The organism is Variovorax sp. PEI5 (assembly GCF_056679935.1).
The window spans coordinates 1,303,265-1,329,461 of the sequence record NZ_CM155257.1 but is presented as its reverse complement, the minus strand read 5'-3'; the positions used below and the strand labels follow the sequence as shown (position 1 = coordinate 1,329,461).

Genomic DNA, 26,197 nt, shown 5'->3' with positions numbered 1-26,197 from the left:
AAATCCTCGAATCAGCAGTCTTCCGGGAGCATTTCCGGAGACTCCGGGCGACCGTAACCATCCGGAGAACCCAGTGCTTTTGTCTCTCAAGGGAGCGTTTCCTCCCGCCATCCTGGCGCTCGCAGACGGCACGGTCTTTCTCGGCCATTCGATCGGAGCCTCCGGCTCCACCGTCGGTGAAGTGGTGTTCAACACCGCCATGACCGGCTACCAGGAAATCCTCACCGACCCCAGCTATTGCCAGCAGATCGTGACGCTCACGTATCCGCACATCGGCAACTACGGCGTCAACGAGGAGGACGTCGAAGCCGACAAGGTCCATGCCGCCGGGCTGATCATCAAGGACCTGCCGCTGGTCGCCTCCAACTTCCGCAAGACCGAGACGCTCAGCGACTACCTGGTGCGCAACCGCACCGTGGCCATCGCCGATCTCGATACCCGCAAGCTGACGCGCCACCTGCGCGAGAAGGGCGCCCAGAACGGCGCGATCCGCGGCCTGGCGGCAGGCGAGACCGTGACGCAGGACCTGATCGACCAGACCATCGCCGCCGCCCAGGCCGCGCCGAACATGGCCGGCCTCGACCTCGCCAAGGTGGTGTCGGTCAAGCAGACCTACGAGTGGACGCAGACCGAGTGGAAGCTCGTGCATGTCGACGGCAAGCCGGGCTATGGCATGCAGATCACGCCACGCTTCCACGTCGTGGCCTTCGACTACGGCGTCAAGAAGAACATCCTGCGCATGATGGCGCAGCGTGGCGCGCGCATCACCGTGGTGCCCGCTCAGACCCCCGTCGCGGACGTGCTCAAGCTCAAGCCCGACGGCATCTTCCTGGCCAACGGACCGGGCGATCCGCAGCCGTGCGACTACGCCATCGACGCGACGCGCGAGCTCATCGAGACCGGCATCCCGGTCTTCGGCATCTGCCTGGGCCACCAGATCATGGCGCTGGCCATGGGCGCCAAGACCTACAAGATGAAGTTCGGCCACCACGGCGCCAACCATCCGGTGAAGGACCTCGACAACGGCCGCGTCAGCATCACGAGCCAGAACCACGGTTTCGCGGTCGACGAGAAGTCGCTGCCGCCGACCCTGCGCGCGACGCACATCAGCCTGTTCGACAACACGCTCCAGGGCCTGGCCCACACCTCCAAGCCCGCCTTCTGCTTCCAGGGCCACCCGGAAGCCTCGCCCGGCCCCCACGACATCGGCTATCTGTTCGACCGCTTCACGGCACTGATGGAAAAGCACAAAGCAGGAACCAAGAATGCCTAAGCGCACAGAACTCAAGAGCATCCTCATCATCGGCGCCGGCCCGATCATCATCGGCCAGGCCTGCGAGTTCGACTACTCCGGCGTGCAGGCCTGCAAGGCGCTGCGCGAGGAAGGCTACCGCGTCATCCTGATCAACAGCAATCCGGCGACGATCATGACCGACCCGGCCACGGCCGACGTCACCTACATCGAGCCGATCACCTGGCCGACGGTCGAGAAGATCATCGCCAAGGAACGGCCCGACGCGATCCTGCCGACCATGGGCGGCCAGACCGCGCTGAACTGCGCGCTCGACCTGTGGCGCAATGGCGTGCTGGACAAGTACACCGGCGCGGCGACCGGCCGGCCGGTGGAGCTCATCGGCGCCACGCCCGAGGCCATCGACAAGGCCGAGGACCGCCTGAAGTTCAAGGACGCGATGACCAAGATCGGCCTGGGCTCGGCGCGCTCGGGCATCGCCCACTCCATGCAGGAAGCCTGGGCGGTGCAGAAGCTGATGGGTTTCCCGACCGTCATCCGCCCGAGCTTCACGCTCGGTGGCACCGGCGGCGGCATCGCCTACAACCCGGAGGAGTTCGAGACCATCTGCAAGCGCGGCCTGGAGGCCTCGCCGACCAACGAGCTACTGATCGAGGAATCGTTGCTCGGCTGGAAGGAATACGAGATGGAAGTGGTGCGCGACAAGGCGGACAACTGCATCATCGTCTGCTCGATCGAGAACCTCGACCCGATGGGCGTGCACACCGGCGACTCCATCACCGTGGCGCCGGCGCAGACGCTCTCCGACAAGGAGTACCAGATCCTGCGCAACGCCTCGCTGGCCGTGCTGCGCGAGATCGGCGTCGACACCGGTGGCTCGAACGTGCAGTTCTCCATCAATCCGAAGGACGGCCGCATGGTCGTCATCGAGATGAATCCGCGCGTCTCGCGCTCCTCGGCGCTGGCCTCGAAGGCGACCGGCTTCCCGATCGCCAAGGTCGCGGCCAAGCTGGCCGTGGGCTACACGCTCGACGAGCTGCGCAACGAGATCACTGGCGGAGCCACGCCGGCGAGCTTCGAGCCGAGCATCGACTACGTGGTCACCAAGATCCCGCGCTTCGCGTTCGAGAAGTTCCCGACCGCCGATTCGCGCCTGACGACGCAGATGAAGTCGGTGGGCGAGGTGATGGCGATGGGCCGCACCTTCCAGGAATCGTTCCAGAAGGCGCTGCGCGGCCTCGAGGTCGGCGTCGACGGCCTGAACGAGAAGACCCAGGACCGCGAGGTGCTGGAGAAGGAACTGGGCGAGCCCGGTCCCGAGCGCATCTGGTACGTCGGCGATGCCTTCGCCATGGGCCTCTCGGTCGACGAGGTGTTCGCGCTGACCAAGATCGATCCGTGGTTCCTGGTCCAGATCGAGGAGATCGTGAAGATCGAGCTCGAACTGGAGACCCAATCGCTCGACGCCATCGATCGCGACACGCTGCTGGCGCTCAAGAAGAAGGGCTTCTCCGACCGCCGCCTGGCCCGCCACCTCAAGACCACCGACACCGCGATCCGCGACAAGCGCCGGGCCCTCGGCGTGCGCCCGGTCTACAAGCGCGTGGACACCTGCGCGGCCGAGTTCTCGACCAACACCGCCTACATGTACTCGACCTACGAGGACGAGTGCGAGGCGGCACCGACGGACAACAAGAAGATCATGGTGCTCGGCGGCGGTCCCAACCGCATCGGCCAGGGCATCGAGTTCGACTACTGCTGCGTGCACGCGGCATTGGCGATGCGCGAGGACGGCTACGAGACCATCATGGTCAACTGCAATCCCGAGACCGTCTCGACCGACTACGACACCTCCGACCGGCTGTACTTCGAGCCGCTGACGCTCGAGGACGTGCTGGAGATCGTCGACAAGGAGAAGCCGCTGGGCGTGATCGTGCAGTACGGCGGCCAGACGCCGCTGAAGCTCGCGCTCGACCTCGAGGCCAACGGCGTGCCGATCATCGGCACCTCGCCGGACATGATCGACGCGGCCGAGGATCGCGAGCGCTTCCAGCAGCTGCTGCACACGCTCGGCCTGCGCCAGCCGCCCAACGCCACCGCGCGCGCCGAACCCGAGGCGCTGGCCAAGGCCGCCGAGCTCGGCTATCCGCTGGTCGTGCGCCCGAGCTACGTGCTCGGTGGGCGCGCCATGGAGATCGTCCACGAGCAGCGCGACCTCGAGCGCTACATGCGCGAGGCCGTCAAGGTCAGCAACGACTCGCCGGTGCTGCTCGACCGCTTCCTGAACGACGCGGTCGAATGCGACGTCGACTGCATCCGCGATGCCGAGGGCGCGACGCTCATCGGCGGCGTGATGGAGCACATCGAGCAGGCCGGCGTGCATTCGGGCGACTCGGCGTGCTCGCTGCCGCCGTATTCGCTCTCGGCCGAGACCATCGCCGAGCTCAAGCGCCAGAGCGCCGCCATGGCGCAGGCCCTGAACGTGGTCGGCCTGATGAACGTGCAGTTCGCGATCCAGCAGAAGGATGGCAAGGACGTCATCTACGTGCTCGAGGTCAACCCGCGCGCCTCGCGTACGGTGCCCTATGTCAGCAAGGCCACCGGCATCCAGCTGGCCAAGGTGGCGGCACGCTGCATGGCCGGCCAGTCGCTGGCCTCGCAGGGCATGACCCGGGAGGTCACGCCACCCTACTTCAGCGTCAAGGAGGCGGTGTTCCCGTTCGTGAAGTTCCCCGGCGTCGACACCATCCTCGGCCCGGAGATGAAGTCGACCGGCGAGGTGATGGGCGTGGGCCGCACCTTCGGCGAGGCCTTCGTCAAGTCGCAGCTGGGCGCCGGCACCATCCTGCCGAAGTCCGGCAAGGTGTTCGTCTCGGTCAAGAACAACGACAAGCCACGCGCCGTCGAGGTGGCCCAGGGCCTCGTCAAGCTCGGCTTCGAACTGCTCGCGACCAAGGGCACGGCGGCCGCGTTCAACGCCGCCGGCGTGCCCTGCACGGTGGTCAACAAGGTCACCGAGGGCCGTCCGCACATCGTCGACATGATCAAGAACCAGGAAGTGGCCCTGGTCATCAACACGGTCGAGGAGCGCCGCAACGCGATCGCCGATTCGCGGCAGATCCGCACCTCCGCGCTGCTCGCGCGCGTGACGACCTTCACGACCATCTTTGGCGCCGAGGCGGCCGTCGAGGGCATGCGCCACATGGACGAGCTGGGCGTGATCTCGGTGCAGGAGATGCACGCTCAACTCGCCGTCCAGGCCGCAGGCTGACGCAGATGTACGGCACGCTCGGGTTCCGGCCACCGACGAGCGGCGCGGCGCCATTGCCGGCATTGGCGCCGCTGCAATCGCAGCCGTCGCAGCCATCGGAGTCGCAGATCGTCGAGCTCGATCTGGCCGACTGGCATGCGGCGCGCTCCGATGCCGGCTGGATCGCCGCGCTCGAGGCCGGCAAGGTGCTGTACTTCCCACGACTGGCCTTCGAGGTCGAGCCGGGCGAGCGCCGCCTGCTGTCGCCCGACGTCCTCGCGCCCCAGGTGCGCAACATCAGCTACGACGCCCGGGGCGGGCTCAAGGGCGTCGCCGGTGACGACGCCCGGCAGCGCGACGCCGCGGCCATGATCGAGCGCTTCCGCCGCCAGGCGCTGCGGTTCATCGACGATCTCCTGCCGCACTACACCGAGGCATTGCGCGTGGCGCCGACGAGCTACCGGCCGGTGCAGGTCGAGACGCGCACGCAATCATGGCGCGCCGACGACAAGCGGCTGCACATCGATGCCTTTCCCTCGCGGCCCAACTATGGCGAACGCATCCTGCGCGTGTTCGTCAACGTCAATCCCGACGGCCTGCCGCGCGTCTGGCGCGTCGGCGAGCCCTTCGAGGCGGTGGCCCGGCGCTTCCTGCCGCGCGTCAAGTCGTATGCGCCCTGGCAGGCGCGGATCCTGCAGGCGCTGCATGTCACCAAGTCGCTGCGCAGCGAGTACGACCACCTGATGCTGCAGCTGCACGATGCGATGAAGTCCGATGCCGACTACCAGCGCCACGCGCCGCAGCAGACCATGGCCTTTCCATCGGGCTCGGCCTGGGTCTGCTTCTCCGACCAGACGCCGCACGCGGTGATGTCGGGCCAGTACATGCTCGAGCAGACCCTTCATCTGGCCGCATCGAGGCAATACAATCCCGAGTCGAGTCCGCTCGCCATCCTGAGCCGGTTGACCGGAAGAACCATCGTCTGAACCCGTTCGACGAATCCGGTCACGGCACTCAGGGCCACCACACCATGCACCGCCGAACGGCAGCGTTCGGCGGTTTCGTTTTATGGAGCACCACAACATGGCCAACACCATTCCCGTCACCAAGCGTGGCGCCGAGAAACTGCGCGAGGAACTGCATCGCCTGAAGACCGTCGACCGGCCCTGGGTCATCAATGCCATCTCCGAGGCCCGGGCCCAGGGCGACCTGAGCGAGAACGCCGAGTACGAGGTCGCCAAGGATCGCCAGGGCTTCATCGAAGGCCGCATCCAGGAGGTCGAGGGCAAGCTGTCGGCGGCCCAGATCATCGATCCGGCCACGCTGGATGCCGGCGGCAAGATCGTCTTCGGCACCACGGTGGACCTGGAGGACGAGGACAGCGGCGAGGCCGTGACCTATCAGATCGTCGGCGAGGACGAGGCCGACCTCAAGCTCGGCCGCGTCAACATCTCCAGTCCGATCGCCCGCGCGCTGATCGGCAAGGAGGAGGGCGACACCGCCGAGGTGCAGGCGCCCGGCGGCGTGCGGCGCTACGAGATCGTCGCGGTCCGCTACGTCGGCTGAGGACGGCACGCGCCATGGCATCGGTCAAGGATCGCGTGGCGCTGATGCTCGCCGCGCTCTGGTGGGGCAGCCTGACGACGATCGGCTTCCTGGTCGTGCCGCTGCTGTTCGCGCGGCTGGGCAATCCGGCGGTGGCCGGCAACTTCGCCGGCCAGTTGTTCGCGGCGCAGACCTGGATCGCGATCGGTTGCGGTCTGGTCCTGCTGATCCATTTCAGGACGCTGGGCGATGGCGGCTTCGGCGGCGCCGTGCTGGCCGGCCTGTTCCTGGTGCTCGCCGCGCTCCTGCTGGCGCTGCTGCAGCAGTACGCCGTCGCGCCGCGCATCCTGGCGCGCGACAACCTGAAGTTCTGGCATGCCCTGGGCAGCGGCATGTACCTCGCGCAATGGCTGTGCACGCTCTTCCTGCTGTGGCGCATGGCACGGCGCGCGACGCTCGCGCCCACCCCGGGCGCGAGCTGATCACTGATCAGGTCGACCAGTGGCGCGCGATCCAGCGCGCCGGCCGGATGAACCGGAAGGCCCGGTTGCGGCGCCCGGCGAGCGCGTCCGGCGGATTGCATTCGCCATGGAACACCATGATGCGCGCGCCCTCCGGCACGAAGGGCTCGCGCCAGTAGTTGGTCGGCCAGGCCGGGATGCCGTGGTACTTGAAGCTGGGACACCAGGCGGCGGGCCAGTAGCCCAGCCGGCCCTGCCGATGCAGGAAGTCCGACAGGTAGGCCTGCTCGTTGCGGAATCGCGCCTGCACCTCGTCCGCGTGGGCGCGGAAGTACGCCAGCACGTCCGCGTGCATTCCCAGCTCGAACCGGTAGACCGACGAGTTGCCCGTGATGCGCCTGGGACGCCAGGGCCGGGCGTAGTCGTGGATGATCAGGAACTCGCCCGGCAGCTCGAAGAAGGCATCGAGCGAGCCGACCACCACGACGTCGAGATCGATGAACAGCGCCGTGCCGCGCAGGCCATGCAGGTCGGCCTCGAAGGTCGTGAGCTTCTTCCAGGCCCGGTCGGGCTGGCCCGGTTTCATGTCCAGTTCGAGCGGCGGGATGGGCAGGCAGCGCACCTCCTGCCGGATGCCCCGGTCGTCGTCGGTCAGGCAGACGAAATCGAAGTCGCCGCCCAGATGGCGGCGCACCATGGCATAGAGCCGGTTGACGTATTCGGGGCCGTACTTGGTGCCCCACTTCATGCACAGGACGTGCCGCTGCGCTCCGTCAGCGTGCGGGCGCGGCATCGTCAGTCGCTCTGGTTGCGCTTCTTGGCCGACAGGGGCCGCTTGGGCTTGGCGCGCTTGATCGTGCCGCCGGGCGTGAGGCGCTGGTTGCCCAGCACCCGCAGCGTCTTGATCTCGGGGCGTTGGCCGCCGCGCTTGCTGTACTTGAGGATCTTGACGTCGCGCGGACCGGGCATGCGGTCCTCGTCGACGACGCGTTCCTTCTCCGGGATGGGGCGCCACAGCACCAGCAGCTTGCCGATGTGCTGGATCGGAGCGGCATCGAGTTCGTCGGCCAGGGTGGCGAGCATGGTCTCGCGTGCGGCACGATCGTCGGAGAACACGCGGACCTTGATCAGGCCATGGGCCTTGAGGGCGGCGTCGGCTTCCTTCGTGACAGCCGGAGTGAGCCCGTCGCCACCGATCATGACGAGCGGATCGAGGTGATGGGCTTCGGCGCGATGCACCTTGCGTTGCGCGGGGGAGAGTTGAATGGCTGGCATCCCCGTATTATCCGGGCGAATGAAAGTCAAGACGCAGAGCAAGAAAGTCAACAAGGCGTGGCTCAACGATCACGTCAACGACACGTACGTGAAGCTGGCCGCCCGCGAGGGCTATCGCGCGCGCGCCGCCTACAAGCTCAAGGAGATCGACGAGACCCTCGGGCTGATCCGGCCCGGCGATCTGGTGGTCGACCTGGGGTCGACGCCGGGCGCCTGGAGCCAGTACGCCCGGCGTCGACTGTCGCCCGGCGGCGCGGCCTCCGGCGACCTCGACGGCACCATCATCGCCCTCGACCTGCTGCCCATGGAGCCGATCGAGGGCGTCCTGTTCCTGCAGGGCGACTTCCGCGAAGCCGAGGTGCTGGAGCGGCTCGAGGCGGCGATGGCCGGACGGCGGGCCGACGTGGTGGTCTCCGACATGGCGCCCAACCTCTCGGGCATCGCCTCCGCCGACGCGGCCCGGATTTCGCATCTGGTCGAATTGGCGGTGGATTTCGCGCGCCGGCACATGAAACCGGAGGGAGCGCTGGTGACCAAGCTGTTCCATGGCGGTGGCTACGCCGAGCTGACGCAATTGTTCAAGGCCAATTTCCGTGTCGTCAAACCCTTCAAGCCCAAGGCGTCGCGCGACAAGTCGTCCGAAACCTTCCTGGTGGGCATGGGTCTCAAACCGACGGACGGGGGTTCCTGACCCCCGCTCCCGGCACGACCATGGCAATGTCCGTGCCTTCGCTATGGCTGCTCTCCTTCAATAAGCCGGTTTCGCAGCTTGAAAAGTTTAAAATGCTGTCCAATTGCAGGGCCTCGACGCGTTTTTTGCGATCGGGGTCACGGGTTTTTGACTGGAGCATCGTTTGAATAATCAGTGGTTTTCCAAAGTTGCCGTTTGGCTGGTCATTGCGATGGTGTTGTTCACTGTGTTCAAGCAGTTCGACACCCGCAGCGGCGCCAATGCCGGCAACGTCGGCTATTCGGACTTTCTCGAGGAAGTCCGTGGCAACCGCATCAAGAGCGCCACGATCCAGGAAGGCCAGGGCGGCAGCGAAATCGTCGCCGTGACCAACGACGACCGGCGCATCCGCACCACCGCCACCTACCTCGATCGCGGCCTGGTCGGCGACCTGATCGCCAACAACGTCAAGTTCGACGTCAAGCCGCGCGAGGAAGGCTCGCTCCTCATGACCCTGCTGGTCAGCTGGGGGCCCATGCTGCTGCTGATCGGCGTCTGGGTGTACTTCATGCGGCAGATGCAGGGAGGCGGCAAGGGCGGGGCGTTCAGCTTCGGCAAGAGCAAGGCCCGCATGCTCGACGAGAACACCAACTCGGTCACCTTCGCCGATGTCGCCGGCTGCGACGAGGCCAAGGAGGAAGTCAAGGAAGTCGTCGACTTCCTGAAGGACCCCGGTCGCTTCCAGAAGCTCGGCGGCCGCATCCCGCGCGGCCTGCTGCTGGTCGGCCCTCCCGGCACCGGCAAGACCCTGCTGGCCAAGTCGATCGCCGGCGAGGCCAAGGTGCCGTTCTTCTCGATCTCCGGTTCCGACTTCGTCGAGATGTTCGTCGGTGTCGGTGCCGCCCGCGTGCGCGACATGTTCGAGAACGCCAAGAAGAACGCTCCTTGCATCATCTTCATCGACGAGATCGACGCGGTGGGTCGCCAGCGCGGCGCCGGCCTGGGTGGCGGCAACGACGAGCGCGAGCAGACCCTCAATCAGATGCTGGTCGAGATGGACGGCTTCGAGACCAACCTCGGCGTGATCGTCGTCGCGGCGACCAACCGGCCGGACATCCTGGATGCCGCGCTGCTGCGCCCGGGCCGCTTCGACCGCCAGGTCTACGTGACGCTGCCGGACATCCGTGGCCGCGAGCAGATCCTGAACGTGCACATGCGCAAGGTGCCGCTCGGCCAGGACGTGAACCCGAGCATCATCGCCCGCGGCACGCCCGGCATGTCCGGCGCCGACCTGGCCAACCTCTGCAACGAGGCCGCCCTGATGGCCGCGCGCCGCAATGCCCGCGTCGTCGAGATGCAGGACTTCGAGAAGGCCAAGGACAAGATCTTCATGGGCCCCGAGCGCAAGAGCATGGTCATGCCCGAGGAAGAGCGCCGCAACACGGCCTACCACGAGTCCGGCCACGCCCTGATCGGCAAGCTGCTGCCCAAGTGCGATCCGGTGCACAAGGTGACGATCATCCCGCGAGGCCGCGCACTGGGCGTGACCATGAGCCTGCCCTCGCAGGACCGCTACAGCTACGACCGCGAGTACATGCTCAACCAGATCAGCATGCTGTTCGGTGGCCGTATCGCCGAAGAGGTGTTCATGCACCAGATGACCACCGGCGCCAGCAACGACTTCGAGCGCGCGACCTCCATCGCCCGCGACATGGTCACGCGCTATGGCATGACCGACGCCCTTGGCCCGATGGTCTATGCCGAGAACGAAGGTGAAGTGTTCCTGGGCCGCTCCGTCACCAAGACCACCAACATGAGCGAACAGACCATGGAGAAGGTCGACAGCGAGGTGCGCCGCATCATCGACGAGCAGTACGCCCTGGCGCGCCGCCTGATCGAGGACAACAGCGACAAGATGCACGCCATGGCGAAGGCGCTGCTCGAATGGGAGACCATCGACAGCGAACAGCTCGACGACATCATGGGTGGCCGTGCGCCGCGCCCGCCCAAGGACTGGACGCCGCGCATCCCGCCGTCGAACAACGGTGGCGGCACCGGCGGCACTCCCGCCGTCAACACCGATCCGGCACCGACGGCCGCGTGAAGATGTCGGGTTCGAAGGAAGACGGGGCCAATGGCCCCGTTTTTTCGTTGTGGCGCACCACGCGCTTCGACATCGACCTGTCGGTGCCGAAGGTGATGGGCATCGTCAACGTCACGCCCGATTCGTTCTCCGACGGCGGCTCGCACATCACGGCCGATGCCGCGCTGCGGCACTGCGAACGGCTCCTGGACGAAGGCGCCGACATCCTGGACATCGGCGGCGAGTCGACGCGGCCGGGCAGTCCGGCGGTCGCCCTGGAGGACGAGCTGGCGCGCGTGCTGCCGGTGGTGCGCGAGGCCCTGCGCCTGGGCGTGCCGGTCTCGGTCGACACCTACAAGCCCGAGGTGATGCGCGCCGTGCTCGATCTGGGCGCCGACATCGTCAACGATGTCTGGGCGCTGCGGCGGCCCGGCGCGCGCGAGGTCGTGGCCGCGCATCCATCCTGCGGCATCTGCCTGATGCACATGCACCGTGATCCGCAGACCATGCAGTCGCTGCCCATGGCGGCCGATGCCGACGTGGTGGCCGTGGTGCGGGATTTCCTGGCGCGCGAGACGGCGACGCTGGTGGCCCTGGGCATCGATGTCGCGCGCATCGCCATCGATCCGGGCATCGGCTTCGGCAAGAGCGTCGCGCAGAACTTCGCGCTCCTGGAGCGGCAGCGTGAACTGCTCGCCCCGGGCCGGCCCCTGCTCGCGGGCTGGTCGCGCAAGTCGTCGCTCGGGACCGTCACCGGCATCGAGACGGCGGCACGGCGCATGGTGCCCAGCGTGGCGGCGGCATTGATGGCCGTCGAGCGCGGTGCCTCGATCGTGCGCGTGCACGACGTGCGCGACACCGTCGCGGCACTGGCGGTCTGGCGCGCCGCCACGGCCATCGCCACCTCCACCGCCGCCAATGCCGCCGCCGGTGTCGGCGCCGGCGCCACCTCGCGGCCCCTCGCATCTCCCATCTCTCCACCGACGGTCGCCCCGGCCGTCGCGGCGGCTGTCGTCGCCGAGCCGGCCGCCCGACCGGCGCCGCATCAAGACCCACGAAAAGGATCACACGCATGACGAGACAATATTTCGGTACCGACGGCATCCGCGGCACGGTGGGACAACCGCCCATCACACCGGACTTCGTGCTGCGCCTCGCGCACGCGGTGGGCCACGTGCTCAAGAAGACGCACGCCCGCCCGACGGTATTGATCGGCAAGGACACGCGCATCTCGGGCTACATGCTGGAGTCGGCCCTGGAGTCGGGTTTCAACTCGGCCGGCGTCGACGTCGTGCTGCTCGGGCCGTTGCCCACGCCCGGCGTGGCCTACCTGACGCGGGCCCAGCGGGCCAGTCTGGGCGTGGTGATCAGCGCCAGTCACAACCCGTTCGCCGACAACGGCATCAAGTTCTTCAGCGCCCAGGGCACCAAGCTCGACGACGAGTGGGAGCGTGCGGTGGAGGCGGCGCTGCAGGACGAGCCGGTCTGGGCCGCCTCGGCCGACCTGGGCAAGGCGCGGCGGCTGAACGACGCCGCCGGCCGCTACATCGAATTCTGCAAGAGCACCTTCGCCCACGACCTGAGCCTGCATGGCCTGAGGCTGGTGGTCGACGCCGCCCACGGCGCGGCCTACCAGGTGGCGCCGCAGGTCTTCCACGAACTGGGCGCAGAGGTCACCCCCATCGGTTGCGCCCCCGATGGCCTGAACATCAACGAGGGCGTCGGCGCGACGCATCCGCAGGCACTGGTCGAGGCCGTCACGGCCCAGGGCGCCGACTATGGCATCGCGCTCGATGGCGATGCCGACCGACTGCAGCTGGTCGATGCGAGCGGCCGGCTCTTCAATGGCGACGAGCTGCTCTACCTGATGGTCAACGAACGCATCGCGCGGGGCGAGCGGCCCCGTGGCGTCGTCGGCACGTTGATGACCAACAAGGCGGTCGAGATGGCGCTGCGTGCCCAGGGCATCGAATTCGTGCGCGCCAAGGTCGGCGACCGCTATGTGCTGGAGGAGCTGGAGAAGCGCGGCTGGCTGCTCGGCGGCGAAGGCTCCGGCCACCTGCTGGCGCTCGACCGCCACACCACCGGCGATGGCATCGTCAGCGCCCTGCAGGTGCTGCAGGCCTGCGTGCGCAGCGGCCGCACGGTGGGCGAGCTGCTGGCCGACGTCACGCTGTTCCCCCAGGTGCTGCTCAACGTGCGCCTGAAGAGCGGCCAGGACTGGCGCGCCAACCAGGTCCTGGCGGCGGAGACGCGCCGCGTCGAGACCGAGCTCGGCGATGCCGGCCGGGTGCTGATTCGCCCGAGCGGCACCGAGCCCCTGCTGCGCGTGATGGTCGAGGCCCGCGACGCTCGGCAGGCCACCACCTGCGCCCAGCGCCTGGCCGCCACGCTCGACGCCTGATGCCGTCGAGCGCATCGATTCCCCCGGGCGAGTACCGGGACGACGGCGGCAGCGTCGTGGCCGTCCATGCGAGCGGCCTGCACAGCTTCTCCAAGTTCGCCGAGCCGTCGATCCACCTGACCGCCGGGCTGGGTGTCGATGGCGACGCGCATGCCGGCCTCACGGTCAAGCACCGCTCGCGGGTGGCGCGCGATGCCTTCGCCCCCAACCTGCGCCAGGTGCACCTGCTGCATGCCGAACTGTTCGACGAACTGATGGAAGCCGGTTTCGCCGTCTGGGCCGGCGACCTGGGCGAGAACGTCACCACGCGCGGCATCGACCTGCTCGCGCTGCCGACCGGCACGCGCCTGCACCTGGGCAACGCCGCGGTCGTCGAGCTGACCGGCCTGCGCAATCCGTGCAGCCAGCTGGACAGGTTCCAGCGCGGCCTGATGGCCGCCACCCTGGGTCGCGACGACCGGGGCGGCCTGGTGCGCAAGGCGGGCGTGATGGCGATCGTGCGCGAGAGCGGCGGGATCCGCGAGGGCGATCCGATCCGCATCGAGCTGCCGGCGGGCGCCCATCGGCCGTTGCAGCCGGTCTGAGCATCGCCGCTGGCGACACCCGCCCGCCGCCCGCCCGGTCGGGCCCGGGCCGGCCGCGCGCTCAGGCCCGCCGCGCGAAATCCCAGGCCATCCGCGCCATCGGCAGGGCGCCGCGGCCCGAGGCCACGGCCTGCTCGCTCGATGCCGTTCCCATCTCGACCCGCTTGGCGATGCCCTGCAGGATCGCCGCGATGCGGAACATGTTGTAGGCCAGGTAGAAGTTCCAGTCGGGCGCGAGCGCCTCGGGCGTGGTGATGCCAGTGCGTTCGCAGTAGCGGCGGATGTACTCGTTCTCGGTCGGGATGCCGAGGCTGGCGACATCGACGCCGCCCAGGCCGCGGAACGCGCCGGGCGCGATGTGCCACGACATGCAGTGGTAGCTGAAGTCCGCCAGCGGATGGCCGAGCGTGGAGAGCTCCCAGTCGAGCACCGCGATGGCGCGCGGCTCGGTGGGATGGAACATCACGTTGTCGAGCCGGTAGTCGCCATGCACGATCGAGCCATGGCGCTCGTCGCGCGCGCTCGCCGGGATGTGCGTCGGCAGCCATTCCATCAGATGGTCCATCTCGGGGATCGGCTGGGTGACGGAGGCCACGTACTGCTTGCTCCAGCGGGCGATCTGGCGCTCGACGTAGTGGCCCGGGCGACCATAGTCGGCCAGGCCCTGGGCGCCGAAGTCGACGCTGTGCAGCGCGGCGATGACGCGGTTGAGCTCGTCGTAGATGGCGGCGCGCTCGGCCTTGTCCATACCCGGCAGGCTCTGGTCCCACAGCACCCGGCCGCTCTTGAACTCCATCACGTAGAAGGCGCGACCGATGACCGATTCGTCCTCGCACAGGCACAGCATGCGCGGCACCGGCACGTCGGTGCCGGCGAGGCCGCCCATGACCTTGTACTCGCGCTCGATGGCATGCGCCGAGGGCAGCAGCTTGGCCACCGGACCGGGCTTGGCGCGCATCACGTAGCTCTGCGTCGGCGTGACCAGCTTGTAGGTCGGGTTGGATTGCCCGCCCTTGAACATCTCGACCGTGAGCGGACCCCGGAAGCCGTCGAGGTGCGCATCGAGCCAGGCGGTGAGGGCATCGACGTCGAACGCGTGCGAGCCGGTGACGGCGCGCGTGCCGACGAAGTTGTCGAAGTCCTGCCGGGTCTGTTGCTGCTGCTGCTGTTGCTGGCTCATGCCGCGAGTCCTTCCGTGGCCGAAGCCGGGTTGCCGATGATGATCAGGAGTCGGATTCGGCGATCCGCAGGAGCGCGGCACGGTCGCGCACCACCAGGCCGCCCGGCTCGATGCGGATCGCGTTCTCGCGCTCCATCGCCTTCAATTCCTGGTTCACGCGCTGGCGCGAGGCGCCCAGCAGCTGCGCCAGTTCCTCCTGCGCCAGGTGCAGGCCGATGCGCATCTGGCTGCCGTCGGCCAGGCTGGGCACGCCATAGCTGCGCACCAGGTGCGTGAGCTGCTTGGCCAGGCGGGCGCGCAGCGGCAGCGTGTTGAGGTCCTCGACCAGCCCGAAGAGCTGGCGGATGCGGCGCGCCTGCAGGCGCATCAGCGCCTCGTAGAGCTCGACGTGCGTGGCCAGGATCTTCTGGAAGTCGGCGCGCGCCACGTTCAGCGTGGTGGTCTCCCCATGCGCGTAGGCATCGTGGGTGCGCCGGTCGCCGTCGAACATCGCCACGTCGCCGAACCAGATGCCGGGCTCGACATAGGTCAATGTGACCTGCTTGCCCGAGACGGTGGTCGAGCTCACCCGCACCGCGCCCTTGGCGCAGGCGATCCACTGCTCGGGCGGGTCGCCGCGCGCGGTGAGGAGTTCGCCGTCCTTGTGACGTCTGACGTAGGCGCATCGGAGGATGTCGTGGCGAAGCGAAGGCGAGAGGGAGGAGAACCAGCGGCCACCATTGATGGCCTCGCGTTCGTCGATGTTAAGAATGGGTTCGTCCATGGGACTGTCTTGTGAGTGACTGGTGCGGGATTGCGGCGGGCCGGGCCCTCATGGGTAGCGCGGCTTCTCGCGCGCCAGGAAGGCCTCGATGCCGATGCCGGCGTTGGGATGGTGCAGGTTGCGCACGAAATGGTCGCGCTCCTGCGCGAGCTGACCGGCGAGCGTCGCGCCGGGGGCCTCGGTGAGCAGTTCCTTCAGGCTCGCCAGCACGTTGGGCGCGCGTTCGTTGAGACGCTGTGCCAGCGCCAGTGCCGTGGCCAGCGCCTGGCCGCTGTCGGCGAGCTGGTTGACCAGCCCGGCCTCGTGCAGGCGCTGCGCGCCCAGGCGGTCGCCGCACATCAGCCATTCGCCGGCGAGCTGGCGCGGCAGGGCGCGCGCCAGGTGCCAGCTCAGGCCGCCATCGGGCGTCAGGCCGACGTTGCTGTACGACGCCGCGAAGATCGCGTCGCGCGCCGCCACCACGAAGTCGCAGGCCAGCGCGAGCGAGAAGCCCGCGCCCGCCGCGGCGCCCTCGACGGCGGCGATGACCGGCTTGGGGAAGGCGCGGATCGAGTCGATCCAGTTGTGCAATGCGTCGATGCTCTCGGCCTGCACGGCGGGCGCCTCGCGCCGGTTGTCGCGCAGGCGCTGCAGCGAGCCGCCGGCGCAGAACCAGGCGCCTTCGCCGACGATGACGACGCTGCGGATCTCGGTGCTGCCCTCGGCGCCGTTGAGCGCCTCGATGCCGGCGGCGTAGATGGCCGGGCCGAGCGCGTTGCGCTGGCTCGGGTTGGACAGGGTCAGCACCATGGTGCGGCCCTCGGTGGTGCTCTTGAGTTCGGCGGTCATGGGGTGGCTCAGTCTTCCTCGTGCATCAGGCTCAGGCCGAGGGCGCCGCGCCGGCGCAGCCACGGGCTCGGGCGATAGCGCGGATCGCCATAGACGGTCTGCAGGTTGAACAGCACCTCCAGCATGTTGGTCGGCCCGTACAGGTCGCCCATGGCCAGCGGGCCGCGCGGATAGCCCAGGCCCAGGCGCACGGCGGTCTCCAGGTCGGCCGGCGAGCACACGCGCTGCTGGCACATGTCGGCAGCGATGTTGACGATGGTGCCGATCACGCGCTGCGTCACGAAGCCGCCGCTGTCGCGGATCACGCTGACGGCCTTGCCGTCGCGCGCGAACAGCGCATGCGCGGCATCGCGCATGTCGCGCCGCGTGGCCGGGTTGGTGGCCAGCACGCGGCGCCGTGTGGCGGCATCCTCGACCAGCAGGTCGATGCCGACGGTGCGCGTGGCGTCGAGCCGTTCGACGGCGGCCACGGTGGTGACGTCGAAGCCCAGCGGCGCGACCAGGATCAGTGCCGACGCCGAGGGCGTGGCGCCGGTCTCCAGTCGCGCGCCGAGGGTGTGCACCAGCTTGATCAGCTCGGCGCGCCGGGCCGCGCGCGGCGAGATCCAGACCGTCGGCGGTTCGTCCACCACCGGCGCCGGCGCCTCGGGCGCCACCTGCTGCACGCCATCGGCATAGTCGTAGAAGCCGTGGCCGGTCTTGCGCCCGAGCGCGCCGGCGGCCAGGCGCTGCGCCGTGATCACGCTGGGGCGGAAGCGCGGCTCGTCGTAGTACTGGCGATAGATCGATTCCATGACCGGATGCGAGACGTCCAGCGCCGTCAGGTCCATCAGCTCGAAGGGGCCGAGGCGGAAGCCCGCCTGGTCCTTCAGGATGCGGTCGATGGTGGCGAAATCGGCCACGCCCTCGCCGACGATGCGCAGCGCCTCGGTGCCGAAGCCGCGCCCGGCGTGGTTGACGATGAAGCCCGGCGTGTCCTGGGCCTGCACCGCGCTGTGGCCCATCTCGGTGGCATAGGCGGCCAGGCGCCGGCAGACCTCGGTCGCGGTGCGGAAGCCCGCCACCACCTCCACCACCTTCATCAGCGGCACCGGGTTGAAAAAATGGAAGCCGGCGATGCGTTCCGGATGCGCCAGCCCGGCGGCGATGGCCGTGACCGACAGCGACGAGGTGTTGGTCGCCAGCGTGGCCGTGGGGCCGACCACCGCCTCGAGTTCCTTGAAGATCGCCCGCTTGACGCCGAGGTCCTCGACCACCGCCTCGACCACGAGGTCGCAGTCGGCCAGGTCGGCCATCGAGGCGGCGACCCTCAGGCGCGCGCCCTGCGCGGCGGCCTGCGCCTCGTCGAGCCGGCCTTTCTCGCGCAGCTTGTCCCACTGCGCGAGGACCGCGTCGCGCCCGCGCGCGGCGGCGCCTTCGAAACTGTCGAGCAGCAGCACCTCGCTGCCGGCCTGCGCGGCGATCTGGGCGATGCCGCGGCCCATGGCGCCGGCGCCGATGACGCCGATCCGGGAATATTGAAGGGACATGGTGAACAGGGAGGAATGAAGAGGAGGTTGGGAACGGGAGTGATCGGAGGGGTGGGAACTCAAGCGGATACGACCCGGGTCGGCCGATCCTGCGCGATATGCGCCGCGCGCGCATCGGGACCATCCTGGGCCTGTGGCCCGGTCGCCGCGCGGGTGAGGCGTTCGCCCAGGAAATCGATGAAGCTGCGCAGCTTGGGCGCCATGTACTGCCGGCTGGTGTAGACGGCGAACAGCGTGACGGGGGGCGCGCTCCAGCCGGGCAGCACGCGCACCAGGATCCCGCGCGCCAGGTCCTCGTCGACCAGCCATTCGGGCAGGAAGGCCAGTCCCATGCCCGCGCGCACGGCATGCAGCGACAGCGTGGTGTCGTCGGAGCGCAGCACGGGCGACAGCTGCAGTGGCGCGGAGCGGCCGTCGGGACCCTGGATCGCGTGGCCGTCGAGCTCGACATAGCTCGGCACGATGGCGCCCTGGCGCGCCAGGTCGGACGGCAGCACCGGCGTGCCATCGCGCGCCAGGGCGGCGGGCGCGGCCACCAGGTGGAAGCGCACGCGGCACAGCGGCCGGGCGATCAACGCCGGCGAGGGCTCCTGCGTGGCGCGCAGCGCGAGGTCGTAGCCATCGGCGGCCAGGTCGACCTTGCGGTTCTCCAGGTGCATGTCGACCAGCACCTCGGGGCAGCGCTGGCGGAAGGTGGCCAGCGCGTCGGCGAAGCAGGGCGTGGCGCACCACACCGGCGCGCTGACCTTGAGCCGCCCGCGCGGCGCCGCGTGGCGCTGGCCGATGGCGGCCTCGGCGGCATCGAGCATGTCCAGGGCCTGCGCGCTCTGCGCGTGCCAGGTCGCGCCGGCCTCGGTCAGGCTCAGGTGCCGGCTGCTGCGATGGAGCAGCCGCGCGCCCAGCGCTTTCTCCAGCTGCGCGATGTGCTTGCTGACCATCGGCGCGGAGATCGACAGCCGATCGGCGGCGATCGAGAAGCTGCCCGCATCGACGACTTCGCGGAACACGCGCAGGCTGGTGAGCCGATCCATGATGATTTCTTGCCAGGAAACGAAAGCATGAATAGTAGGCCATCGATTTCCTCAGGGGAAATACCTAGACTGGCTGCAACCAGGAGCCCCGCCATGACCATGCCATCTTCCGCCGCCCCGCCGGCCCGCGTGCTGCCGACCTACTTCATCTCGCATGGCGGCGGCCCGTGGCCGTGGATGAGGGAGCAGAGCGGCGCCGCCTACGACCGCCTCGCCGCCTCGCTGGCCGACATCCCGCGCCAGATCGGCCACGCGCCGCGCGCCATCCTGATGGTGTCGGCGCACTGGGAGGCCGATGCCTTCACGGTGCAGGGCCACGCCGCGCCGCCGATGATCTACGACTACGGCGGCTTTCCGGCCCATACCTACGAGGTGCGCTATGCCGCGCCCGGCGACCCCGCGCTCGCGCACCGCGTGCGGTCGCTGATCGCCGGGGCCGGCCTGCCGGCGGCGCTCGATGCCGAGCGCGGCTTCGACCACGGCACCTTCTCGCCGATGGCCGTGATCCGGCCCCAGGCCGACGTGCCCGTGGTGCAGCTGTCGCTGCGGCGCGGCCTCGATCCGGCCGAGCACCTGGCCTTGGGCCGGGCGCTGGCGCCCTTGCGTCGCGAGGACGTGCTGATCATCGGCAGCGGCCTGAGCTATCACAACCTGCGCAACTTCGGCCCGCGCGCGAAGGACGCCTCGCACGCGTTCGACGACTGGCTCGACCAGGCGGTGGTGCGCACGCCGCCGGCACGACGCGATGCCGCGCTCGTGGCCTGGGAGCGGGCCCCGGCCGCGCGGCTGGCGCATCCGCGCGAGGAGCACCTGATCCCGCTGATGGTGGCCGCCGGCGCGGCCGAGGGCGAGACCGGCGAACGCATCTATCACGAGGACGCCTTCATGGGCGGCATCGCGGTGTCCAGCTTCCGCTTCGGCGCGGCGCGCTGAGGCGAGCCGGCGCAGCGGCGTGGACGACCCCGGGCCGCTGCCCTCGGGGAGACGGCCACGCCGTCCTGTCGTGCGTTTCGCTGACACGTCCATCCGCCTCGAACCGACGCGCCTCCCGTGCGGCGCGAAACGATGGTCATGGCTCGTTTCATCCCATGAACCATGCCCTCCGAGAGAACCCGATGGACTCCAAGTCACCCGCCAAAGACAAGCAGCAGAAGATCACCACCGACTTCGACGACGTCGTCAACATGACCGCCGCGCAACTCGGCAAATGGCTCAGGACCCGCGAGTCGAAGACCGTCGGCTGGTCGGCCTCGGGGGAAGGCGAGTCGGTCGGCCACCGTTCGGGCCGGCGCATCGTGGACATCCTCGGCAAACGCAAGGACAAGCGCACCCAGGCCGATCTGCAGCACATGGCCAAGGTGGTGGGCTATGTGCACCGGCACCTGGCGCAGCGCCCCGAGGGCGACATCGAAACCACGCCGTGGCGCTATTCGCTCATGAACTGGGGCCACGATCCGGTGAAGGATTGAAGGCTTTCCGACGCGCCCCGGGGAGGTGAGGAGCGACGTCGCACCGAGAAGCGCTTGCTTCGGATCGGGATACTGTATAAAAATACAGTTAAATCCTTCATTCGATCATGGCCTTCCCTTCATTCGCTCCGAAAGTCCCGCCGCCGCTCACGCGGTCCGACGTCTGGCGCGGTGACGAACTGGCCACGGCCGAGACCCGGGTGGTCTCCACCGGCCATGTCGCCCTCGATGCGCAACTGCCCGGGGGCGGCTGGCCGATCGGCGCGCTGACCGAGGTCCTGCAGGCGGTGCCCGAAGCCCAGGTCTGGCAGCTGCTGCTGCCCGCCCTGGCGCTTGCGGTGCGTCGGCATGGGGGCCGGGTGGTGCTGGTGGGAGCGCCGCAGGTGCCCTTCGTCCCGGCCATCGCCGCCGGCGGATTGCCGGCCGAGACCCTGTTGTGGATCCGTGGCGAGGGCGCCGTCGCCCGCTCCTGGGCCTGCGAGCAGGCCCTGCGCTGCGCCGACGTCGCGGCCGTGCTGGCCTGGCTGCCCCAGGCGCGCGCCAGCGACCTGCGCCGGCTGCAGCTGGCGGCGGCGCAGCACGAGAACCTGCTGTTCGTCTTCAGGCCCGAGGCCCAGGCCCGGATGGCCTCGCCGGCACGCTTGCGACTGCGCTTCGTGCCGGTGTCCGTGCCGGCGCAGGAACGCCAGCGGACGCGGCTGCAGTCGTGGTCGACGGACGACGACTTCGATCATGCGGGCGCGCCCGATGCGCAGCCGCGTCGGGGGGGCGGCGTTGCCGGCCTCGCCGGTCGGGCCGTCCATGCCGTCCACGCCGACCAGGCCGGCCGCATGGAGGTCGACGTGCTCAAGCGTCGCGGTCCGCCGCTGGCGACGCCCCTGGCGCTGCCGGCCCGTGGCGAGCGGCTGGCGGCATTGCTGCGTGCCACGCTGCGGCGCCGGCGCGGACGCCAGGCGCCCGCGCCCTCCGGCATCCCCCATCCGCAGCACCTCGAAGGAGGGCCGCTCGATGCAGTGGATCGCATTGCGGTGGCAGGCTGAGATCGCGGCCGCGCCACCGGTGGACGCGGAGCCGGCGACGGTCCCGCCGCCGGATGTCGGCCACGCCGCGCCATCGCCCATCCTGTCGCCCGAGGCCCTCGGCTGGTGGGCCCTGCAGTTCACGCCGCGCGTGGCCTGGCTCGACGAGGCGCTGGTGCTGGAGGTCTCGGCCTGCGAACGCCTGTGGGGCGGACGGCAGCAGCTCCTGCGCCAGCTCGACGCCTCCAACCCGGTGCCGCTGCACCGGCTGCAGAAGGTCCTGGGCGCCACCGCGCCGATCGCATTGGCGCGCCTGCGCCTGTTCGCCAGCGGGCGCCAGCCACCGGCCGACATCCCCGCGGCCCTGCCGCTGCACACGCTGACGGCGGCGCGCGACCGGCTCGACCTGCTCGCGCGCATGGGCTGCACCACCTGGGGCGACGTGGCGGCGCTGCCGCGCGCCGGCCTGTCGCGGCGTTTCGGCCCCGGGCTGCGCGAGGCGCTCGACGTCGCCTGGGGCCTGCGGCCGGAGCGCCATGCCTGGCTGACGCTGCCCGAGGCCTTCGAGCAGAAGCTCGAATTGCCCGCCCTGGCCGAGACCGCGCCCGAACTGATGTGGGCCGCGCAGCGGCTGCTCGGCGCGCTGCAGGTCTGGCTGCGGTCGCGCCAGCGCGGCGTGCGCGCGATCGAGCTGCAGTGGACGCTCGACCGGCGGCGCCGCGAGGGTGTCGAGCTGCCGCCGCACCAGGCCATCGTCGTGCGCACCGCCGAGGCCACGCAGGACATCGTCCACCTGCGCCGGCTGATGGGCGAGCGCCTGGCCCTGACGACGCTCGCCGCGCCCGCGAGCTGGCTGTGGCTGCGATCGCTCGACACCTCGCCCTGCGCCGGCGCCAGCATCAGCTTCCTGCCCGAGGACAACCGGCCGGGCGACCGCCTGCACGAACTCGTCGAGCGCCTGAGCGCGCGGCTGGGCGCGCAGCAGGTGGTGGTGCCGGTGATGCGCGCCGACCATCGCCCCGAGCGCATGCAGCACTGGCAGCCGGCGTTGCGCGCATCGCAGGAGCCCCGGTCGCCGCCAGCGCCGCCAGCGCCGCAAGCGCCGGCGGGCGCGGCGGAGGCGGCGGCGCGGCGGTCCGCGATCCTGCCCGCCGCGGGCCTGTGGCCGGCCTGGCTGCTGCCCGAGCCCTTGCGGCTGGAGGTGCTCGACGGCCAGCCCTGCTACCAGGGACGCCTGCGCCGGCTGGCCGGGCCGCAGAAGCTGGAGACCGGCTGGTGGAGCGACGAGGACGATGCCGGCGCCACGCCCGCGCCGACCCTGCGCGACTACTACATCGCCCACAGCCCGGGTGCCGGCCTGGTCTGGGTGTTCCTCGAGCGGCAGCCCGGCGGCGGCGTGGCGGACGACGCGCGCTGGTTCCTGCAGGGCCTCTATGCCTGAGCTCACCGACAAGCAGCTGCGCGCCCGGCGCGCGCCCCGCCTGCGGGTGGTGCCCACGCCCGTGGCCGATGTCGCCATTCCCGCCGATGCCGTGCCGCCCGACTATGCCGAGCTGCATTGCCTGACCCACTTCAGCTTCCAGCGCGGCGCCTCCAGTCCCGAGGACCTGGTGACGCGCGCCTGGCAGCTCGACTACCGCGTGCTGGCCATCACCGACGAATGCTCGGTCGCCGGCATCGTGCGCGCCCACGTCGGTCTGCGCGATCACCTGCGGGCGCTCGACGAATGGGAGGAGCGCCATCCGGAGGCGCCCAAGGCCTGGCGCAATGCCGACTTCCGCCTGCTCTACGGCAGCGAGTTCCGCTTCGAGCGCTTCACGCTGGTCGCGCTGGCGCACGACATGGAGGGCTGGGGCCGGCTGTGCGAATTCATCACCGCCGCGCGCACCACCGAGGCTCCCAAGGGCGACTACCGGGTGCGCTGGCCGGACCCGGCCCGGGACGCCGGCATGCCGGACGGGGAGGGCGAGGAGGGCGGCGGGAGCGAGGCGGGCGATCCCGCCTCGCTGCGCCATTGCGAGATCCTGTTCGTGCCCCGGCGCGAACCGGGCGCGATGGTCGATGCCGCGCGGCTGCGCGCCGACGTCGAGGCGGCGCGCGGGCTGTATGGCGAACACCTGTGGATCGCCGTCGAGCTGTTCGACGAAGCCGACGACGACCTCTGGCTGATGACCCTGGAGGAGGCCGGCGCGGCGACCGGCGTGCCGCTGGTGGCGGCCGGCGACATCCACATGCACGCGCGCGAGCGCAAGCCGCTGCAGGACGTCGTCACCGCCATCCGCCTGGACCGGCCGGTCGCGGCCTGCGGCTTCGCCCTGCATGCCAATGCCGAGCGCCACCTGCGCCCGCGCGAGCGGCTGCGCCGGCTCTATCCGGCCGAGCTGCTGGCCCACACCCTGGAGGTGGCGCGGCGCTGCCATTTCGATCCCGACCGGCTGCGCGACCACTACCAGTACCCGCGCGAGCTGATCGGCGGCGGCGAGACCCCGGCGCAGACCCTGACGCGCAAGACCTGGGAGGGCGCGCTCGAACGCTATCCGCCGGAGCGCCACGCCGATGGCATCCCGGCGCGGGTGTGCGACCAGGTGCGGCACGAGCTGGCGTTGATCATCGAGATGAAGTACGAGATGTTCTTCCTCACCGTCGAGGACATCGTGCGCTTCGCGCGGTCGAGGCGCATCCTGTGCCAGGGCCGGGGCTCGTCGGCCAATTCGGCGGTGTGCTACTGCCTGGGCATCACCGCCATCGATCCGGCCAAGGGGCACCTGCTGTTCGAGCGCTTCCTCAGCCGCGAGCGCCGCGAGCCGCCCGACATCGACGTCGACTTCGAGCACCAGCGCCGCGAGGAGGTGATCCAGTACATCTATGCCAAGTACGGCCGCGACCGCGCCGCCATCGCCGCGGTCGTGATCCGCTACCGCTCGCGCAGCGCCCTGCGCGACGTCGGCCGGGCCCTGGCCGTGGATGCCCGGCTGATCGACGACTTCGCGCGCGACCACCACTGGTTCGATGCCGCCATCCTGGACGAGCGCATCGAGGAGGCCATGGCGCGCGTCGGCGTGCGCGAGCGGCCGGCGCGCATCCGCCAGTGGCTCGCGCTCGCGCGGCAGCTCAAGGACACGCCGCGCCACCTGAGCCAGCATGTCGGCGGCTTCGTGCTGACGCAGACCCGGCTCACGCGGCTGGTGCCGGTCGAGAAGGCCTCGATGAAGGACCGCTCGGTGATCCAGTGGGAGAAGGACGACCTCGAGGCCATGGGCATGCTCAAGGTCGACGTGCTGGCCCTGGGCATGCTGAGCGCCATCCGCCGCGCCATCGACTTCACCAACGCCTGGCGCGGCACGGCGCTCGAGATGCACCTGATCCCGGCCGACGACCCGGACGTCTACGACATGATCTGCCGCGCCGACACCGTCGGCGTGTTCCAGATCGAGAGCCGCGCCCAGATGTCGATGCTGCCGCGCCTGCGCCCGCGCTGCTACTACGACCTGGTGATCGAGGTGGCCATCGTGCGGCCGGGGCCGATCCAGGGCGGCATGGTGCATCCCTACCTGCGCAACCGCGAGAAGCTGCGCCGCGGCCAGCCGATCGACGACCCCTATCCGGCGCTCGGGCCGGCGCTGGCGCGCACCCTGGGCGTGCCGATCTTCCAGGAGCAGGTGATGCAGATCGCCATGATCGCGGCGGGTTTCTCGCCCGACCGGGCCGACCGCCTGCGGCGCGCGATGGCGGCCTGGAAGCGCGCCGGCGGCGTCGACGTCTTTCGCGACGAGCTGGTCGAGGGCATGGTCGGCAACGGCTACGACCGCGTCTTCGCCGAATCGGTCTTCAAGCAGATCGAGGGCTTCGGCGAGTACGGCTTCCCGGAGAGCCACGCGGCCAGCTTCGCCCTGCTGGTGTCGGCGAGCTGCTGGCTCAAGCACCACGAGCCGGCCTGCTTCCTGGCGGCCCTGCTCGACGCCCAGCCGATGGGCTTCTACTCGGCCTCGCAGCTGGTGCAGGACGCGCGGCGCCACGATGTCGAGGTGCGGCCGGTGGATGTCACGGCCAGCGGCCTCGACAGCACGCTGGAGCCGGCCGCGCGGCCGGGGGCGGGCGGCCATCCGGCCGTGCGCCTGGGATTGCGGCGCATCGCCTCGCTGAGCGAGGCGGGCGCGCGTCGGCTGCTGGAGGCGCGCGCCACGGCGCCCTTCGCCGATGTCGAGGACCTGGCCCTGCGCGCCGGGCTCGACGGCGGCGACATGGCGGCGCTGGCCGCCGCCGACGCGCTGGCGACGCTCGCGGGCCACCGGCGCCAGCAGGTCTGGGAGGCCACCGCGCATCGCCGCGCGCCGCCGGGCCTGCTCGCCGGCGTGCCGATCCACGAAGCGGCGCTGGCCCTGCCGGCGGCTTCCGAGGGCGAGGAGATCGTCGGCGACTATGCCGCGCTCGGCCTCACGCTGCGGCGCCATCCGCTCGCGCTGCTGCGCCCGCGCATGGCGCGTCTGCGGCTCCTGAGCGCGCAGGAGCTCGACCGGCTGCCGCACGGCCAGGTGGTGCGCGCCTGCGGCATCGTCACCATGCGCCAGCGGCCGCAGACCGCGCATGGCACCCTGTTCGTGTCGCTGGAGGACGAGACCGGGATCGTCAACGTGATCGTCTGGCGGGACCTGGTGGAGGCCCAGCGCGAGCCGCTGCTCAAGGCCAGGCTGCTGGCCGTGCGGGGCGTCTGGCAGCGCGACATCGAGACCGGCGGCCGGGTGCGCCATCTGCTCGCCCATGGCTTCAGGGACCTGACGCCCTGGCTGGGGCGGCTAGCCGACCATCCGCGCAGCCGCGATTTCCATTGACCTCGCAAGCCCAATTCCCTGATCT

21 protein-coding genes and 1 pseudogene are annotated in these 26,197 nt (G+C 69.9%); 15 read left to right on the top strand and 7 right to left on the bottom strand.

All coding sequences use genetic code 11. From position 1 onward, the window contains the following. The first annotated feature begins 73 nt into the window (after positions 1 to 73). The 5 genes from carA to AC1MLT_RS06045 all read left to right on the top strand — a co-directional run bounded on the left by carA (position 74) and on the right by AC1MLT_RS06045 (position 6,529). A complete protein-coding gene (gene carA, locus AC1MLT_RS06065) occupies positions 74 to 1,273 on the top strand; it encodes a glutamine-hydrolyzing carbamoyl-phosphate synthase small subunit (RefSeq protein ID WP_481034390.1) in 1,200 nt (399 codons plus the stop codon). Then, the gene (gene carB, locus AC1MLT_RS06060; protein ID WP_481034388.1) at positions 1,266 to 4,523 is read left to right on the top strand and encodes a carbamoyl-phosphate synthase large subunit; all 3,258 of its coding nucleotides are present in this window, start codon (positions 1,266 to 1,268) and stop codon (positions 4,521 to 4,523) included. Before carA ends, carB begins: the two co-directional genes overlap by 8 nt. Positions 4,524 to 4,528: 5 nt before the next feature. Continuing rightward, the gene (gene kdoO, locus AC1MLT_RS06055) at positions 4,529 to 5,488 is read left to right on the top strand and encodes a Kdo hydroxylase KdoO (RefSeq protein ID WP_481034387.1); all 960 of its coding nucleotides are present in this window, start codon (positions 4,529 to 4,531) and stop codon (positions 5,486 to 5,488) included. Positions 5,489 to 5,585: 97 nt separating this feature from the next. Continuing rightward, a complete protein-coding gene (gene greA / locus AC1MLT_RS06050) occupies positions 5,586 to 6,068 on the top strand; it encodes a transcription elongation factor GreA (protein WP_481034386.1) in 483 nt (160 codons plus the stop codon). Between the two features lie 14 nt (positions 6,069 to 6,082). Next, the gene (locus AC1MLT_RS06045) at positions 6,083 to 6,529 is read left to right on the top strand and encodes a DUF4149 domain-containing protein (protein WP_481034385.1); all 447 of its coding nucleotides are present in this window, start codon (positions 6,083 to 6,085) and stop codon (positions 6,527 to 6,529) included. Between the two features lie 7 nt (positions 6,530 to 6,536). On the opposite strand, the gene AC1MLT_RS06040 is transcribed toward AC1MLT_RS06045, so the two are convergent. Then, complete coding sequence (locus AC1MLT_RS06040) at positions 6,537 to 7,301, bottom strand: glycosyltransferase (RefSeq protein WP_481034384.1); 765 nt, start codon at positions 7,299 to 7,301, stop codon at positions 6,537 to 6,539. Between the two features lie 2 nt (positions 7,302 to 7,303). Further along, positions 7,304 to 7,783 carry a YhbY family RNA-binding protein gene (locus tag AC1MLT_RS06035; protein WP_481034383.1) on the bottom strand — a complete coding sequence of 160 codons (480 nt, stop codon included), beginning with the start codon at positions 7,781 to 7,783 and terminating at the stop codon, positions 7,304 to 7,306. A gap of 19 nt (positions 7,784 to 7,802) precedes the next feature. Here AC1MLT_RS06035 and AC1MLT_RS06030 point away from each other — a divergent pair, with 19 nt between their 5' ends. From AC1MLT_RS06030 to AC1MLT_RS06010, 5 genes and pseudogenes are all read left to right on the top strand, one after another. After that, the gene (locus AC1MLT_RS06030) at positions 7,803 to 8,474 is read left to right on the top strand and encodes an RlmE family RNA methyltransferase (protein ID WP_481034382.1); all 672 of its coding nucleotides are present in this window, start codon (positions 7,803 to 7,805) and stop codon (positions 8,472 to 8,474) included. Positions 8,475 to 8,637: 163 nt separating this feature from the next. Further along, positions 8,638 to 10,557: an ATP-dependent zinc metalloprotease FtsH gene (gene ftsH / locus AC1MLT_RS06025; RefSeq protein WP_481034381.1), complete on the top strand. Its 1,920-nt coding sequence runs from the start codon at positions 8,638 to 8,640 to the stop codon at positions 10,555 to 10,557. Positions 10,558 to 10,559: 2 nt separating this feature from the next. Further along, positions 10,560 to 11,441 (top strand): annotated as a pseudogene (gene folP / locus AC1MLT_RS06020) (dihydropteroate synthase); the annotation flags it as partial. A 167-nt stretch (positions 11,442 to 11,608) separates the two neighbouring features. Further along, the gene (gene glmM / locus AC1MLT_RS06015; protein ID WP_481034380.1) at positions 11,609 to 12,940 is read left to right on the top strand and encodes a phosphoglucosamine mutase; all 1,332 of its coding nucleotides are present in this window, start codon (positions 11,609 to 11,611) and stop codon (positions 12,938 to 12,940) included. Further along, complete coding sequence (locus AC1MLT_RS06010) at positions 12,940 to 13,524, top strand: MOSC domain-containing protein (RefSeq protein WP_481034379.1); 585 nt, start codon at positions 12,940 to 12,942, stop codon at positions 13,522 to 13,524. The genes glmM and AC1MLT_RS06010 overlap by 1 nt, the downstream gene beginning before the upstream one ends. 61 nt (positions 13,525 to 13,585) lie before the next feature. Here the strand turns inward: AC1MLT_RS06010 and AC1MLT_RS06005 are convergent, their stop codons facing one another. The 5 genes from AC1MLT_RS06005 to AC1MLT_RS05985 are packed head-to-tail and all read right to left on the bottom strand — an operon-like array spanning position 13,586 to position 18,855. After that, positions 13,586 to 14,704, bottom strand: a complete 1,119-nt coding sequence (locus AC1MLT_RS06005) for a phosphotransferase (RefSeq protein WP_481034378.1) — start codon at positions 14,702 to 14,704, stop codon at positions 13,586 to 13,588. A 43-nt stretch (positions 14,705 to 14,747) separates the two neighbouring features. Beyond that, positions 14,748 to 15,467 carry a Crp/Fnr family transcriptional regulator gene (locus AC1MLT_RS06000; RefSeq protein WP_481034377.1) on the bottom strand — a complete coding sequence of 240 codons (720 nt, stop codon included), beginning with the start codon at positions 15,465 to 15,467 and terminating at the stop codon, positions 14,748 to 14,750. A 48-nt stretch (positions 15,468 to 15,515) separates the two neighbouring features. Further along, a complete protein-coding gene (locus tag AC1MLT_RS05995; RefSeq protein WP_481034375.1) occupies positions 15,516 to 16,295 on the bottom strand; it encodes an oxepin-CoA hydrolase, alternative type in 780 nt (259 codons plus the stop codon). An 8-nt stretch (positions 16,296 to 16,303) separates the two neighbouring features. Beyond that, positions 16,304 to 17,824, bottom strand: a complete 1,521-nt coding sequence (locus AC1MLT_RS05990) for a 3-hydroxyacyl-CoA dehydrogenase (protein WP_481034373.1) — start codon at positions 17,822 to 17,824, stop codon at positions 16,304 to 16,306. Between the two features lie 59 nt (positions 17,825 to 17,883). Beyond that, positions 17,884 to 18,855 (bottom strand): LysR family transcriptional regulator, encoded by a 972-nt coding sequence (locus tag AC1MLT_RS05985; RefSeq protein ID WP_481034372.1) that lies wholly within the window; start codon positions 18,853 to 18,855, stop codon positions 17,884 to 17,886. A gap of 99 nt (positions 18,856 to 18,954) precedes the next feature. Between AC1MLT_RS05985 and AC1MLT_RS05980 the strand changes: the two genes are divergently transcribed. From AC1MLT_RS05980 to AC1MLT_RS05960, 5 genes are all read left to right on the top strand, one after another. Beyond that, positions 18,955 to 19,788, top strand: coding sequence for a DODA-type extradiol aromatic ring-opening family dioxygenase (locus AC1MLT_RS05980; RefSeq protein WP_481034916.1), 834 nt, complete (start codon positions 18,955 to 18,957; stop codon positions 19,786 to 19,788). A gap of 182 nt (positions 19,789 to 19,970) precedes the next feature. Continuing rightward, a complete protein-coding gene (locus tag AC1MLT_RS05975) occupies positions 19,971 to 20,324 on the top strand; it encodes a DUF3140 domain-containing protein (RefSeq protein ID WP_481034371.1) in 354 nt (117 codons plus the stop codon). Between the two features lie 107 nt (positions 20,325 to 20,431). After that, positions 20,432 to 21,364 (top strand): translesion DNA synthesis-associated protein ImuA, encoded by a 933-nt coding sequence (gene imuA / locus AC1MLT_RS05970; protein ID WP_481034370.1) that lies wholly within the window; start codon positions 20,432 to 20,434, stop codon positions 21,362 to 21,364. Continuing rightward, the gene (locus tag AC1MLT_RS05965; protein ID WP_481034368.1) at positions 21,333 to 22,784 is read left to right on the top strand and encodes a Y-family DNA polymerase; all 1,452 of its coding nucleotides are present in this window, start codon (positions 21,333 to 21,335) and stop codon (positions 22,782 to 22,784) included. Before imuA ends, AC1MLT_RS05965 begins: the two co-directional genes overlap by 32 nt. Beyond that, on the top strand, positions 22,777 to 26,172 hold the full coding sequence (locus tag AC1MLT_RS05960; protein WP_481034366.1) for an error-prone DNA polymerase: 3,396 nt from the start codon (positions 22,777 to 22,779) through the stop codon (positions 26,170 to 26,172). The genes AC1MLT_RS05965 and AC1MLT_RS05960 overlap by 8 nt, the downstream gene beginning before the upstream one ends. Positions 26,173 to 26,197 lie beyond the last annotated feature (25 nt).